We start from the raw sequence: 13924 nt of genomic DNA on the forward strand, positions 1-13924 counted from the left end.
TGCGCGCGGGCGCGACCCCGCCGACATCATCGGTAACAGGCGGCCAAGACAAACGGCCGGAAGGTCTCCCTCCCGGCCGCCGGTTATCCTGTCCTGCGCCTGAAACCTATGCGCTGCGCGCGGCCTCGGTCGCGGGCACATACCCGATCGCCTTGGCATAGTCGCGCGGCACCAGGTGCCAGAAGCGTGGCAGGACCTGGTCCCATTTATGCAGCAGCAGTTCGGCATAGCGACTATGCGTCTCGCGCGCATGCGTCTGGACCAGGTCGCGCAGCACGGCCTCCCATTTCGGGTCGGCGACGCGCTCCCACAGCAGCGTATCGGGGTTGATCCGCTGTTCGAACGTGCCTTTCTCGTCATAGACGAAGGCCATGCCGCCGGTGAAACCCGCCCCGAAATTGTCCCCGGCCTCGCCCAGGATCACCACCGTGCCGCCGGTCATGTATTCGCAGCCGTTCGACCCGCAGCCCTCGACCACCGCGACGGCGCCGGAATTGCGTACCGCGAAGCGTTCGCCCGCCTGCCCGGCGGCATAGAGCGCGCCCGAGGTCGCGCCATACAGCACCGTATTGCCGATGATCGCGTTTTCGTTCGACACGAGGTTCGAGGATGCCGGCTGCCGCACCACGATGGTCGCGCCCGACAGCCCCTTGCCCACATAATCGTTGGCGTCGCCCAGCACTTCCAGCTTCAGCCCCTGGACCGCGAACGCACCCAGCGACTGCCCGGCCGAGCCACGCAGCCGCACCGTCAGGTGGCCCGGCGCCAGGCGGGTCATGCCGAACTGCCGAACGATCAGCGAGGAAATCCGCGTGCCGATGGCCCGATGCGTGTTCTGCACGTTGTAATGCAGTTGCATCTTCTCGCCATGGTCGAACAGCGGTCGCGCATCGGCGATCATCTGCCCGTCCAGCGTCTCGGGCACCTCGTTGCGGCCCTCAAGCGTGCAGTAACGCGCATGGGGGCCGGGATCGGCCTGCGCCAGCAGGGAATTCAGGTCCAGGTCGTCCAGGTAGTCCGCGCCGCGCGACACCTGCCGCAGCAGGTCGGTGCGGCCGATCACCTCGTTCAGGGTCGAAAAGCCCAGGGATGCCAGGATGTTGCGTACGTCCTCGGCGATGAACGAGAACAGGTTGATGACCTTTTCCGGCGTACCCTCGAACTTCTCGCGCAGCGCCTCGTCCTGGGTGCAGACACCGACCGGACAGGTGTTGGAATGGCACTGGCGCACCATGATGCAGCCCATGGCGACCAGGCTGGCGGTGCCGATGCCGAATTCCTCGGCCCCCAGCATCGCCGCGATCACCACGTCGCGCCCGGTCTTCAGCCCGCCATCGGTGCGCAGCTTCACCCGGTGGCGCAGCCGGTTCAGCATCAGCACCTGATGCGCCTCCGCCAGGCCCAGTTCCCAGGGCAGGCCGGCATATTTGACCGAACTCTGCGGGCTGGCGCCGGTGCCGCCGCTATGGCCCGAAATCAGGATCGCATCGGCCTTGGCCTTGGCCACGCCGGCCGCGATGGTGCCGATTCCCGACCGCGCCACCAGCTTCACCGTCACCGTGGCCTCGGGGTTGATCTGCTTCAGGTCGTAGATGAGCTGCGCCAGATCCTCGATCGAATAGATGTCGTGATGCGGCGGCGGCGAGATCAGGGTGACACCCGGCGTCGCGTGCCGCAGCTTCGCGATCAGGCCCGTGACCTTGAAGCCGGGCAACTGCCCGCCCTCGCCGGGCTTGGCGCCCTGGGCCATCTTGATCTCGATTTCGCGGCAATCGTTCAGGTACTGCGCGGTCACGCCGAAGCGGCCCGACGCGATCTGCTTGATGGCCGAGGACGCGTTGTCCCCGTTGCTGCGGGGCCGCGCGCGGGCCGGGTCCTCGCCCCCCTCGCCCGAATCGGACCGGGCGCCGATCCGGTTCATCGCGATCGACAGGGTCTCGTGCGCCTCGGGGCTCAGCGCGCCCAGCGAAATGCCGGGCGCGATCAGCCGCTTGCGCAACTGGGTGATGCTCTCGACCGCTTCGACGGGGATCGGCGTGCGCCCGCCCTTGAAATCCAGCAGGTCGCGCAGCGCCACCGGCGGCTGGCGCCGCACCGCATCGGCATAGCGGCGATAGATCGAGAAACTGTCGCTGGCCACCGCCGTCTGCAGCATGTGGATCAGGTTGCCGTCGAAGGCATGGACCTCGCCATTGCGGCGCAGCTTGTACTGCCCGCCGACCGGCAGCGGGGTGATCGCCTGGTTCCACGCGGTCTGGTGGAAGCTGAGCACGTTGGTGGAAATGCCCGACAGGCCGATGCCCGAGATGCGCGAGGGCATGCCGGGGAAGAATTCCGCCGTCAGCGCGCGCGACAGGCCGATCGCCTCGAAATTGTATCCGCCGCGATAGGCCGAGACGATCGAGATCCCCATCTTGGACATGACCTTCAGCAGGCCCTTGTCCACCGCCTTGCGATAGCGTTCCACCGCCTCGCGCAGCGACATGTCGCCGAACAGGCCGCGCCGCTGCCGGTCGGCGATGCTTTCCTGCGCCAGGTACGGATTGACCGACGTGGCCCCGACCCCGATCGTCACCGCGATGGCATGCACGTCCAGCGCCTCGGCCGAACGCACGTTCAGCGAGGTGAAGGTGCGCAGCGAATGGCGGACCAGGTGCGTGTGCACCGCCGCGGTCGCCAGGATCATGGGGATATAGGCCCGGTCGGCCGACTGGGCCTGATCCGTCAGGAACAGGTGGGTGCAGCCCTCGCGCACCCTGTCCTCGGCCTCCTGCCGGATGCGGGCGATGGCATCGCGCAGCCCGGCCTCGCCGTCCGCGGCGGGAAAGGTGCAGTCGATGACGAATCCGCTGTCACCGCAGAAGCTCCGCAGCGCCTCGAACTCGCCGGTGGTCAGGACCGGGCTGGGCAGCTGCAGCAGGTCGCACTGGGCCTCGGACTCCTCGAGGATGTTGCCCAGGTTGCCCAGCCGCGTCACCAGGCTCATGACCCGGGTCTCGCGCAGGCTGTCGATCGGCGGATTGGTCACCTGGCTGAAGGCCTGGCGGAAATAATGCGCCAGGCCGCGATAGCGCGACGACAGCACGGCCAGCGGCGCGTCGTCGCCCATCGAACCGATCGCCTCGGCCGCGCTTTCGACCATCGGGTGCAGGATGGTCTCCAGCTCCTCCAGCGTCGTGCCGACCGCAAGCTGGCGGCGGCGCAGTTCGTCGCGGCTGTACAGGACCGGTTCCTGCACGTCGGCCCGCACGACCGAACCGATCTTCTGGATATGCCGGACCCAGGCGCCGAAATCGCGCCGGGCCGACATCAGGTCCAGCAGCGCCTCGTTGCCGTAGAGCTTGCCTTCCTGCAGGTCGAGGCCGATCGTCTGCCCCGGGCCAAGCCGCCCGCGCCGCACGATGTCGGCCTCGGGCACCGTCACCATGCCGGTTTCCGACCCCACGATCAGCAGCCCGTTGGCCGTGACGGTATAGCGCAGCGGGCGCAGGCCGCTGCGGTCCAGCCCGGCCACGACCCACCGCCCGTCAGTGGCGCACAGGGCCGCCGGACCGTCCCACGGTTCCATCACCGCGTTGCAGTAGGCGTACATGTCCTTGTGCTTCTGCGGCATGGCGGAATTCTCGCCCACGCTCGCCGGAATCATCAGGGCCTTGGCCATCGGGGCGTCGCGCCCGGCGAAGGTCAGCAGTTCGTACACGTTGTCCAGCGTCGCGGTGTCGGACCCGCCCGCCTGCACCACCGGCTTCAGGTCCTCCATGTACGGGTCCAGCACCGGGTCCGCCAGGCGCGTCTCGTGGCTCTTCATCCAGTTGGCGTTGCCCGAGATCGTGTTGATCTCGCCATTATGCGCCAGGCGGCGGAAGGGCTGCGCCAGCTTCCAGGTCGGGAAGGTATTGGTGGAATAACGCTGGTGATAGATCGCGAACCGGCTGACGAAGCGTTCATCCAGCAGGTCCGGATAGAAGTTCGTCAGGTGCTCGGCCAGGAACATGCCCTTGTAGATCACCGACCGGCAGGACATCGAACAGATATACAGGTCGACCTGGTTGGCGATCGCGCTCTTCTCGATCCTGCGGCGGATGACGTACAGGTCGCGCTCGAACGTTTCCTCGTCATGGCCCAGCAGGTTGCGGATCATGATCTGTTCGATCTCGGGCCGCGTGGCATTGGCCTTCTCGCCGATGCAGGCGGTGTCGATGGGCACCTGGCGCCAGCCATAGATGCCGTAGCCGAAGGCCAGGATCTCGGTTTCGATGATCTGTCGGCACCGCTCCTGCGCCGACAGGTCGGTCTTGGGCAGGAAGACCATGCCGACCGCGATCTGGCTGTCGACGCAGCCCTCGCCGCCGCTATGGATCGCGTCGGCGAAGAAATCCTGCGGGATTTCGACATGGATGCCCGCGCCGTCGCCGGTCTTGCCGTCGGCATCGACCGCGCCGCGATGCCAGACAGCCTTCAGCGCCGCGATGCCGGCCTCGACCACCTCGCGCCGCTTGCGCCCATCCAGGGACGCGACCAGCCCGACGCCGCAGGCGTCATGTTCCTGCGACGAATCGTACAGGCCCGCGATCCGGCGCGCATTGTCGTGCCATTCGGCCACGAAGTCCCGGTCCGGGGTGACATCCTGCTGGGGAAACTGGTCCATATCCGTCACTCCGCCGCCTGGGCGCACGCGGCCGCCCGGTTCTCCAGCCAGCGATGCATCTGCGTCGCGGCATCCCGTCCATCGCGGATCGCCCAGACAACCAGGCTGGCCCCGCGCACAATATCACCCGCCGCGAAGACGCCCGGCAGACTGGTCATGAAGCTTTCATGATCGATCCGCAGCGTGCCCCAGCGCGACACCGCCAGGTCCGGCTGGCCCCACAGGGTGGGCAGCGGCTCGGGATCGAAACCCAGCGCCTTGATCACCAGGCCGGCTTCCAGCACGAAGGAGCTGTCCTCGACCGGTTCGACCGACTGGCGGCCGCTGGCGTCGGGCAGGCCCAGCTTCATCCGCACGGCGCGCACGCCGGTGACGGTGCCGTCGCCCAGGAACGCCTCGGGCGCGGCCAGCCAGACGAATTCGACGCCCTCTTCCTCGGCATTCTTCACTTCGCGGATCGAGCCGGGCATGTTGGCGCGGTCGCGGCGATAGAGGCATTTGACCGATTTCGCACCCTGGCGGATGGCGGTGCGCACGCAATCCATGGCCGTATCGCCGCCGCCGATCACCACCACCGACTTGCCCTTCGCGTTCAGCATCGCGCTTTCGGACGCCGCCACATCATCCCCCAGCGACAGGCGGTTCGACACCGTCAGATAGTCCAGCGCCTTGACGATGCCCGCCAGTCCCGCACCGGGACCGCCGATATCGCGCGACTTGTAGACACCGGTGGCGATCAGCACCGCGTCATGACGCGCGCCCAGCGTCGCGAACGACACCTGCCCCTCGCCGTCCGCGTCCGCGACGTTCTGGCCCAGATGGAACCGCACCCCCGATTCCTCCAGGTAGAGATGGCGCCGCGCGACGATGTCCTTTTCCAGCTTGAAGCCGGGGATGCCGTAGATCATCAGGCCGCCGACGCGGTCGTAGCGGTCATAGACATGCACCTGGTGCCCCTGCTCGCGCAGTTGCATCGCCGCCGCCAGGCCGCCGGGGCCGGCGCCGATGATGCCGATCGAGGTCTGGCGTTCCACGGGCGGGCGGATCGGCTCGACCCAGCCGCTGGCGAAGGCGGTATCGGTGATGAAGCGTTCGACCGCGCCGATGGTGACGCTCTCGAACCCCTTCTCGATCACGCAGTTGCCTTCGCACAGCCGGTCCTGGGGACAGATCCGGCCGCAGATCTCGGGGAAATTGTTCGTCGCCGACGACAGGGCATAGGCCTCTTCCAGCCGCCCCTCGGCCGTCATCTTCAGCCAGTCGGGAATATTGTTGCCCAGCGGGCAATGGATCGAGCAGAATGGAACACCGCATTGCGAGCACCGGCTGGCCTGCTGTTCGGCCTTGCCGACGGCGAATGCGCGATAGATCTCGTCGAAATCCGCGTTGCGTTCGGCAGCCGGGCGCTTGTCCGGCTGGCTCTGCGCCACGGAGACGAATTTCAGCATGCGCTCGGCCATCGGCTTCCCCCTGCGACATCGCGCGCTCCTGCCGAAGCGGGCGCACGTTTCCGGCGGAAGACCTACGATAGACATCACCGTCAAAAAAGACAGGGTGACTGTCCTTTTTGACAAAAAACACGGCGATACCCCAAATCGACCCGATGACCAGATCGCAAAATTGGTCCGTATCGGACCAATCAGCCAGATAATGCGTTGACTTTGATCGTTTATGTAATTTTGTATCGGCTGAGATAGGACGGCGCGATCATTTCCATCGGCACGGCATCGATCCCCAACAGGCGCAGGCCGGGGGTGCCTTCCGACGCCACATTGTCCACCGACAGCATCGTCAACTGGTCGCGGGTCAGCATCCGGCCCGGCAGATGCTCCAGCCACATCGCCTGCCACCAGGCCAGCGCGCCAGGCATGGGGAAGATCAGCCGGCTGCGGCCGAGCGTGGCCACGATCCAGCGCATGACACCCTCCATCGTCCAGATCGCGGGGCCGCCGAATTCATAGATCTCGCCGCTGTGCCCCTCGCCGGCCAGGATGCGGCGGATGCCCTCGGCCACGTCGGCGGCATAGACCGGCTGGATGCGCGTCGCAGCACCATAGACCGGCATGACCGGGCTGTATCGCGCCAGTGCGGCGAACAGGTTGGTGAACCGGTCCTCCGGCCCGAACAGGATCGACGGACGCACGATCGTCGCCTCGGGCATGTTGCGCAGCACCGCCTCCTCGCCGGCCGCCTTGCTGCGGCCGTAGGCCGAGCGGCTGTCCGGCGACGCGCCGATGGCCGAGACGTGCAGCAGCCGCCCGACCCCCGCCGACGCCGCCAGCCGGGCCACGCGCGCCGCGCCATCGACATGCACGGCCTGGAACGTCGCCCGGCCGCGTTCGGCCAGGATGCCCACCAGGTTCACGACCACCTGCGCGCTCTCGACCACCGGCACCAGCGAGTCCTCGTCCAGGATCGACGCCCCGAGCGGCACGATCTGCCCGACATCGCCCAGCGGACGCAGCGCCGCCGCCAGGTCGGCACGCCGCGCGGCCACCCGGACGACATATCCGTCCTCGGCCAGGCGCCGGACCACGTAGCGGCCGAGAAAACCCGAACCCCCGATGACCGCCGCCACTTTACGAGTCGCCATGTCCGTCCCCCTTTTGCGCCCGCCCCACGCCGCATCCGCGTGCCAGGCCGTTGTTTAAAGCGACGATATCATACGGGCCGCCGCCCGCCACGCCGTCGCCGCATCCCAGCCCTCACCCCCCGGCCCGGCCTGTCGCCAGCCCCGGAGGCGACGACGCAACAAAAACGACGCAAATCGTCGAAGCCATGTTGACCGCCCCCCAGCGGCGGAGTAAACGCCCTCCACCACCCCGGAAACGGGGGCCTCTCTGAGCCCAGATGGCGGAATTGGTAGACGCGCAGGTTTCAGGTACCTGTGGCCGCAAGGTCGTGGAAGTTCGAGTCTTCTTCTGGGCACCATCTTTCTGAAAATGATGATCGGCCGACAGGCGCCCCGCTTCAGCGGTGCGCCTTTTTTCCGTTCGGCCCGTGACTTAGCGGAATTTTATTGCGTATGCGGAATATTGCGCAGCACCCGTTGACCGCCCCCGCGTTCCAGCGTAAACGCCCTTCACCACCCCGGAAACGGGGGCCTCTGAGCCCAGATGGCGGAATTGGTAGACGCGCAGGTTTCAGGTACCTGTGGCCGCAAGGTCGTGGAAGTTCGAGTCTTCTTCTGGGCACCATCCAACATACAGCAGCGTGTATCTCGCGGCCCTGGCCTGCCCGGCCGGGCAGGCCGCGTGGGCGTCCCCCCTCGCGTATTGCCGGCACCGCTATTATATGTCCGACACTGTATTCGCCCCGGGGCCGCGCGTGACGCGGTCGTCATGGGGCCATGTGTTTCTGGATCGAAGGTCATGGGCTGCTCCACCATCCTGCATCGCAACGCCGGCATCGGGGAAACCCAGGCATGACCGCACCCGCGACTCCCTCCATCCTGCTGCATCGCGGCGACCTGGCGGACGACGTGGTCTTCCACGGTTCGATCGCGGTGGACACCGAGGCGATGGGCCTGAACCCGCATCGCGACCGGCTGTGCCTGGTGCAGATCTCGGCCGGGGACGGCAGCGCGCACCTGGTGCAGATCCTGCCCGGCACGCCCAGCCCCAACCTGGCGCGGCTGATGGCCGACCCGTCGATCACCAAGCTGATGCATTTCGCGCGATTCGACGTCGCGATCCTGCAGCATTCGCTGGGGGTGACGGTCGCCCCCGTCATCTGCACCAAGATCGCGTCCAAGCTGGTCCGGACCTTCACCGAGCGTCACGGGCTGGCGCAGCTCTGCCGGGAACTGCTGGGTGTCGATCTGAGCAAGCAGCAGCAGACCTCGGACTGGGGCGCGCCCGAACTGACGCCCGAACAGAAGGCCTATGCGGCGTCGGACGTGCTGCACCTGCATGCCCTATGGACGAAGCTGGAGGCACTGCTGCATCGCGAGGGACGACGCGACCTGGCGCAGGCCTGCTACGATTTCCTGCCCACGCGGGCCCGGCTGGACCTTCTGGGATACGAAGATCCGGATATCTTCGCCCACCGGGCATGACGCGGCACGCCGCCCCTCCGCGCCGGGTCCGGTTTGACCGCGACCCCCATCATGGCGATACACGGGCGGCATGACCCAACCCGCCTTCCATGACGATGCCGGCGCACCCGCGGACGAGGCCCGGATCCAGTCCGACATCACCGCCGCGTGCCGCGTTCTGGCGCGCGAGAGCGACGGACTGGCCCGGCTGGCGGCCGCCCTGCGCGCCCCGGCGGTATCCGACGAGCCGGAAGGCATCACGCCGCTGGGCACGGCCTTCGCACGGGCGGTCGATGCGTTTTCGACGCTGGCGGGCCGGGTCATCGTGACGGGTATCGGCAAGTCCGGCCATGTCGGGCGCAAGATCCAGTCCACCCTGGCATCGACCGGAACGCCCTCGGTCTTCGTGCATCCGTCCGAAGCGTCGCACGGCGACCTGGGCATGATCCAGCGGGGCGATGCGGTGCTGGCCCTGTCCAATTCCGGCGAAACGGCGGAACTGGCCGACATCGTGGCGCACGCCCGCCGCTACGGCCTGCTGCTGGCCGCCATTACCGCCGCACCCGATTCGACCCTGGCCCGGGCCGCCGACATCGCCCTGATCGTGCCGAAGGCGCCGGAGGCCTGCCCGATGGGCCTGGCCCCCACCACGTCGACGACCATGCAGATGGCGCTGGGCGACGCGCTGGCCGTTGTGCTGCTGGAGCGGCGAAATTTCTCCGCCACCGATTTCGGCGTCTTCCATCCCGGCGGCCGGCTGGGCACGCGGCTGCGCCGCGTCAGCGACCTGATGCATCGGGGCGCCGCCATGCCGCTGGGCACGCCGGACATCGCGATGCGCCAGGTCATCATGGAAATGACGCGCAAGGCCTTCGGCTGCATCGGTGTCGTCTCCCCGGACGGGCGGCTGCGCGGGCTGATCACCGACGGCGACCTGCGCCGGGCGCTGGACCGCGACCTGGACAGCACGCTGGCCGCCGACATCATGAACCCCACCCCGCTGACCACCGGCCCCGACGTGCTGGCGGCCGAGGCCCTGCGCCTGATGAACGCGCGGGCGCGGCCGATCACCAGCCTGTTCGTGGTGGACGCGGCCGGGCTCCCGGTCGGCATCCTGCATATCCACGACCTTCTGCGGGCGGGCGTCGCATGAGCGCGTCTCCTCCCCCGCCCTCCAGGGACCCCACGGCACCGCGTCGCGAGGATTTCGCCCGTTCGGCGGACGACGTCGCCCGCCAGCGCACCGTCCTGCACCATCGGACGACCCGCGCCCGGCACCTTCCCAATCCCGACGACATCGCGCGCCGGCGGATGCTGGTCCGCTGGGCCAAATGGGTGCTGCCGGCGGCGGCGCTGGCCCTGCTGGGGTCGATCGCCGCCTGGCCGGCCATCGACCGGCTGGTGAACGCCCAGCGCAACGCGCTGCACGAGATGGAAAACCTGCGCATCGAAAGCGGCAACATGCTGGGCGCGACCTATCGCGGGCTGGACGACCACAACCGCCCGTACATGATCACCGCCGACCAGGCCCAGCAGGTGACGCCGGACCGCATCAACCTGACCGGCCCCGTGGCCGACACCTTTACCCAGGGCAATGACTGGCTGACCATCCGTTCGGACCAGGGCGTGTACATGCAGCACGAGCAATTGCTGGACCTGACGCGCAACGTGGTGCTCTACCGCGCCGACGGCGTGATCATGACCGGGGTCACGGCCGACATGGACCTGAAGCAGGGAATCGTCGCCTCCGACCAGTGGGTGCATGCCGAAGGCCCGTTCGGCGTACTGGATGCCCAGGGCTTCATCCTGTCGCAGCACGAGGGCATCGGCCTGTTCCGCGGCCCCGGGCGGCTGATCCTGAATGACGACAGCCACGCCCATCCGCCCGCCGCCACGCCATCTTCCGCGGCGCCGCCCGCGTCGTCCACCCCACCCGCCCGTACGGAGCCCACCCGATGACCGCCTTCCCCAAGGTCGCTACCGCGTTGCTGCTTGGCGGCGTCGCGGCCTGCGTGGCGCCCATGGGCGCACGCGGCCAGGCGCTGGACCTGTCCCATGGCGGCCAGATCACGGTGACGGCGGCCGGCGGCTTCGACTGGGACCAGAAATCCCAGACCGTCACGGCCTATGACCAGGCACAGGCAGTGCGGGGCAACGTGACCGTGACCGGCGACCGGCTGATCGCCTTCTACCGCAAGAAGGCGGCGGCGGGAGCGGCCCAGGGCGGCGCCCCGAACAACGGTGCCGCCGCACCGGCGTCCCCGCCACCGGCCGCCCAGGCCCCGGCGCCCCAGGCACCAGCCACCCAGTCGACGGGCAATGGCACCGATTCCGGGTCCAACGAGGTCTATCGCCTGAACGCCATCGGGCATGTCCATATCTTCACCGACACGGACCAGGCCTGGGGCGACAAGGCGATCTATGATATCGACCAGTCGGTCATGATCATGACCGGCAAGGCGATGAAGATGGTCACGCCCCAGGACGTGCTGACCGCCCGGGATTCGATGGAATATTATTCGCAGACCCGGATCTCGATCGGGCGCGGAAACGCGACCGTCACGACCAATGACGGGCGGCAGATCCGCGCCGACGTGCTGGTCGGATACAGCGCCCCGGCCCAGCCGGCCACCCAGTCCCCGGCTCAGCCTCCGCCCAGCCCGCCCCCCGGAACGCAGCCTGGGGCCGCGCCCGGAACCGGCAAGGACCCATTGACCAGTTCGGGGAAGCTGGAAAAAGTAAACGCCTTCGGCCACGTCTTCGTCCGCACGCAGACCGAGACCGTGACCGGGGACCGGGGCGTGTATGTACCTGACACCGGGATTGCGCGGATCGTCGGCAACGTCCACATCACGCGGGGCCAGAACCAGATCAACGGAGCCGCGGCGATCGTGAACATGCACACCGGAATCGCGACGATGACCGAACGCGCGGGCAGCCGGGTCAGCGGCCTGATCGTCCCCAACGAGGCCAACAGCAGCCCCGGCGGGGCCAGGCCCACCCAGGCCGGGACGAAACCCGGCCCCGCAGGGAAGACACCATGAACGAAATCCCCTACGAACTGGCGGGCGACATGCAGGGCACCGCGATCGCGCACGGCCTGCCGGCCGCCGACGGCCTGATCGCCAACGGGATCGGCAAGACCTACAAGAAGCGGCCGGTGGTGCGGAACGTCTCGATCCAGGTCCATCGGGGCGAGGCCGTGGGCCTGCTGGGCCCCAACGGGGCCGGCAAGACGACCAGCTTCTACATGATCGTGGGGCTGGTGCAGCCCGATACCGGGGCGATCACGCTGGACGGAACCGACATCACCCAGTTGCCGATGTATCGCCGCGCCCGGCTGGGCATCGGCTACCTGCCGCAGGAAGCCAGCATTTTCCGTGGCCTGAATGTCGAGCAGAACATCATGGCGGCGCTGGAAGTCGTGGAAGCCGATCCCGAGCGGCGCGAGGCGATGCTGGATGGATTGCTGGGCGAATTCGGTATCTCGCACCTGCGGCGCGCGCCGTCGCTGGCCCTGTCGGGCGGCGAGCGCCGCCGCCTGGAAATTGCCCGCGCCCTGGCCAGCCAGCCGCATTACATCCTGCTGGACGAACCGCTGGCCGGCATCGACCCGATCGCGGTGGGCGAAATCCGCGATCTCGTCTCGCACCTCAAGGATCGCGGGATCGGCGTGCTGATCACCGACCACAATGTCCGCGAGACGCTGGAGGTGATCGACCGCGCCTATATCATGCACAGCGGCCAGGTGCTGATGGAAGGCCGCCCCGAGGAAATCGTCGCCAACGAGGACGTCCGACGGGTGTACCTTGGGGAGAATTTCTCCCTCTGACCGTCTGTCCATGACGATCGGCCCCAGGCTCGCGCTCCGGCAGGCCCAGACCCTCGTCATGACGCCGCAATTGCGGCAGGCGATCCACCTTCTGCAATTGTCCAACCTCGACGCCTGTTCGTTCATCGAACAGGAACTGGAACGCAATCCGCTGCTGGAGCGCGCGAACCTGGCGGGGCTCGAGGAACTCCGGCCCAAGGTCGTGGCCCACGGTGCGCGCCATGACCCTCGCCTGGAACGGGTCCCCGACCAGGACTGGGCCGCCACAACGGGGACCCTGCCCGGCCCGGCCCCCTCGCTGCACGAACGGCTGGCGCAGCAGGTGCGGCTGTCGTGGCGCGATGCCGGCGACCGGCTGGTAGGGGCGTATCTGATCACCCTGCTGGACGCCGACGGGCGGCTCGTCCCCCCGACGGCGGTCATCGCCCAGTCCCTGGGCACCACGTTCGACCATGTCGAGCGTGTGCGCCAGACCATGATGCAGTTCGAGCCGACGGGCCTGTTCGCCCACGATCTGGGCGAATGCCTGGCCGCCCAGTTGCGCGAACGCGACCGGCTGGACCCGGCGATGGCCGTCCTGCTGCGGCACCTGGACCTGCTGGCCCGGCGCGACCTGCGCCGGCTGCAGGGTCTGTGCGGCGTCGATGCCGAGGACTTGGCGGACATGATTGCCGAGGTCCGCACCCTGTCGCCCCGCCCGGCCCGGGATTTCGGCGATCCGGCGGCCTGTTCCGTCATCCCGGACGTCCTGTTGCAGCCCGCGCCGGACGGGGACTGGATGCTGGAACTCAACCCCGAGACCATGCCGAGCGTGGTGGTGAATTCCGCACTGAGCACCCGGGTGGCGCTGCGGGCCCGGCGCGAGGACAGGCCGTTCCTGAACGAGCGCCTGGCCAGCGCCAACTGGCTGGTGCGCGCCCTGCAGCAGCGGGCCGACACGATCATCCGCGTCGCAACCGCGATCATGCGCCGGCAACGCGGCTTCCTGGATCACGGGATCGGCCACCTGCGCCCGCTGGTGCTGCGCGATATCGCCGAAACGGTCGGGCTGCACGAAAGCACCGTCAGCCGGGTGACGGCGAACAAGTACATCGCCACCCCGCGCGGCCTGTTCGAGCTGAAATATTTCTTCACCACCGCGATCCCGGGCCGCGCGGGCGGCGCCGACCACAGCGCCGAGGCCATCCGCCATCGGATCAAGACCTTGATTTCACAGGAATCTGATGGAAAAATCCTGTCCGACGATGCAATCGTGACCCGGTTACGCAAGGAAGGAATAGACATTTCTCGCCGAACCGTGGCCAAATACCGGGATGCGTTGAGGATACCCAACTCGGCGCAGAGAAAACGGGACAAGGCCCTCATCGGCCTGAAACCGGAAGCTTGAGGCCCGAATCCCGACGCCATG

Annotated in this window: 9 protein-coding genes and 2 tRNA genes; 8 read left to right on the forward strand and 3 right to left on the reverse strand. The window is 67.9% G+C overall.

All coding sequences use genetic code 11. The annotated features are described in order from the left end of the window. Positions 1-106 precede the first annotated feature (106 nt). The 3 genes from gltB to GDIA_RS01685 form a co-directional block, all read right to left on the reverse strand. Positions 107-4648 carry a glutamate synthase large subunit gene (gene gltB, locus GDIA_RS01675; protein ID WP_012553065.1) on the reverse strand — a complete coding sequence of 1514 codons (4542 nt, stop codon included), beginning with the start codon at positions 4646-4648 and terminating at the stop codon, positions 107-109. A 5-nt stretch (positions 4649-4653) separates the two neighbouring features. Continuing rightward, complete coding sequence (locus tag GDIA_RS01680; protein ID WP_012553066.1) at positions 4654-6108, reverse strand: NAD(P)-dependent oxidoreductase; 1455 nt, start codon at positions 6106-6108, stop codon at positions 4654-4656. A gap of 209 nt (positions 6109-6317) precedes the next feature. Then, complete coding sequence (locus GDIA_RS01685) at positions 6318-7241, reverse strand: complex I NDUFA9 subunit family protein (RefSeq protein ID WP_012225875.1); 924 nt, start codon at positions 7239-7241, stop codon at positions 6318-6320. A 251-nt stretch (positions 7242-7492) separates the two neighbouring features. Here GDIA_RS01685 and GDIA_RS01690 point away from each other — a divergent pair. From GDIA_RS01690 to rpoN, 8 genes are all read left to right on the forward strand, one after another. Further along, positions 7493-7579 (forward strand) — tRNA-Leu (locus GDIA_RS01690). A 179-nt stretch (positions 7580-7758) separates the two neighbouring features. Continuing rightward, a tRNA-Leu gene (locus GDIA_RS01695) sits at positions 7759-7845 on the forward strand. A 227-nt stretch (positions 7846-8072) separates the two neighbouring features. Next, entirely contained in the window at positions 8073-8705 is a 633-nt protein-coding gene (locus GDIA_RS01700) for a ribonuclease D (RefSeq protein ID WP_012553067.1), read from the forward strand. A gap of 70 nt (positions 8706-8775) precedes the next feature. Continuing rightward, complete coding sequence (locus tag GDIA_RS01705; RefSeq protein WP_012553068.1) at positions 8776-9837, forward strand: KpsF/GutQ family sugar-phosphate isomerase; 1062 nt, start codon at positions 8776-8778, stop codon at positions 9835-9837. Continuing rightward, a complete protein-coding gene (gene lptC / locus GDIA_RS01710) occupies positions 9834-10643 on the forward strand; it encodes an LPS export ABC transporter periplasmic protein LptC (protein ID WP_012553069.1) in 810 nt (269 codons plus the stop codon). The genes GDIA_RS01705 and lptC overlap by 4 nt, the downstream gene beginning before the upstream one ends. Then, positions 10640-11728, forward strand: a complete 1089-nt coding sequence (locus GDIA_RS01715; protein WP_012553070.1) for an LptA/OstA family protein — start codon at positions 10640-10642, stop codon at positions 11726-11728. The genes lptC and GDIA_RS01715 overlap by 4 nt, the downstream gene beginning before the upstream one ends. 29 nt (positions 11729-11757) lie before the next feature. After that, on the forward strand, positions 11758-12516 hold the full coding sequence (gene lptB / locus GDIA_RS01720) for an LPS export ABC transporter ATP-binding protein (protein WP_186440563.1): 759 nt from the start codon (positions 11758-11760) through the stop codon (positions 12514-12516). Positions 12517-12526: 10 nt separating this feature from the next. Next, positions 12527-13903: an RNA polymerase factor sigma-54 gene (rpoN, locus tag GDIA_RS01725; protein WP_012553072.1), complete on the forward strand. Its 1377-nt coding sequence runs from the start codon at positions 12527-12529 to the stop codon at positions 13901-13903. Positions 13904-13924: the final 21 nt, after the last annotated feature.

The organism is Gluconacetobacter diazotrophicus PA1 5, assembly GCF_000021325.1.
Taxonomy (GTDB): Bacteria; Pseudomonadota; Alphaproteobacteria; order Acetobacterales; family Acetobacteraceae; genus Gluconacetobacter; species Gluconacetobacter diazotrophicus.

What these genes read in the sequence shown, in the direction of transcription:
- lptB (WP_186440563.1), top strand. Translation starts at nt 11,758, where the DNA reads ATGCAGGGCACCGCGATCGCGCACGGCCTGCCGGCCGCCGACGGCCTG.
- lptC (WP_012553069.1), top strand. Translation starts at nt 9,834, where the DNA reads ATGAGCGCGTCTCCTCCCCCGCCCTCCAGGGACCCCACGGCACCGCGT.
- rpoN (WP_012553072.1), top strand. Translation starts at nt 12,527, where the DNA reads ATGACGATCGGCCCCAGGCTCGCGCTCCGGCAGGCCCAGACCCTCGTC.
- gltB (WP_012553065.1), bottom strand. Translation starts at nt 4,648, where the DNA reads ATGGACCAGTTTCCCCAGCAGGATGTCACCCCGGACCGGGACTTCGTG.
- GDIA_RS01705 (WP_012553068.1), top strand. Translation starts at nt 8,776, where the DNA reads ATGACCCAACCCGCCTTCCATGACGATGCCGGCGCACCCGCGGACGAG.
- GDIA_RS01715 (WP_012553070.1), top strand. Translation starts at nt 10,640, where the DNA reads ATGACCGCCTTCCCCAAGGTCGCTACCGCGTTGCTGCTTGGCGGCGTC.
- GDIA_RS01685 (WP_012225875.1), bottom strand. Translation starts at nt 7,241, where the DNA reads ATGGCGACTCGTAAAGTGGCGGCGGTCATCGGGGGTTCGGGTTTTCTC.
- GDIA_RS01700 (WP_012553067.1), top strand. Translation starts at nt 8,073, where the DNA reads ATGACCGCACCCGCGACTCCCTCCATCCTGCTGCATCGCGGCGACCTG.
- GDIA_RS01680 (WP_012553066.1), bottom strand. Translation starts at nt 6,108, where the DNA reads ATGGCCGAGCGCATGCTGAAATTCGTCTCCGTGGCGCAGAGCCAGCCG.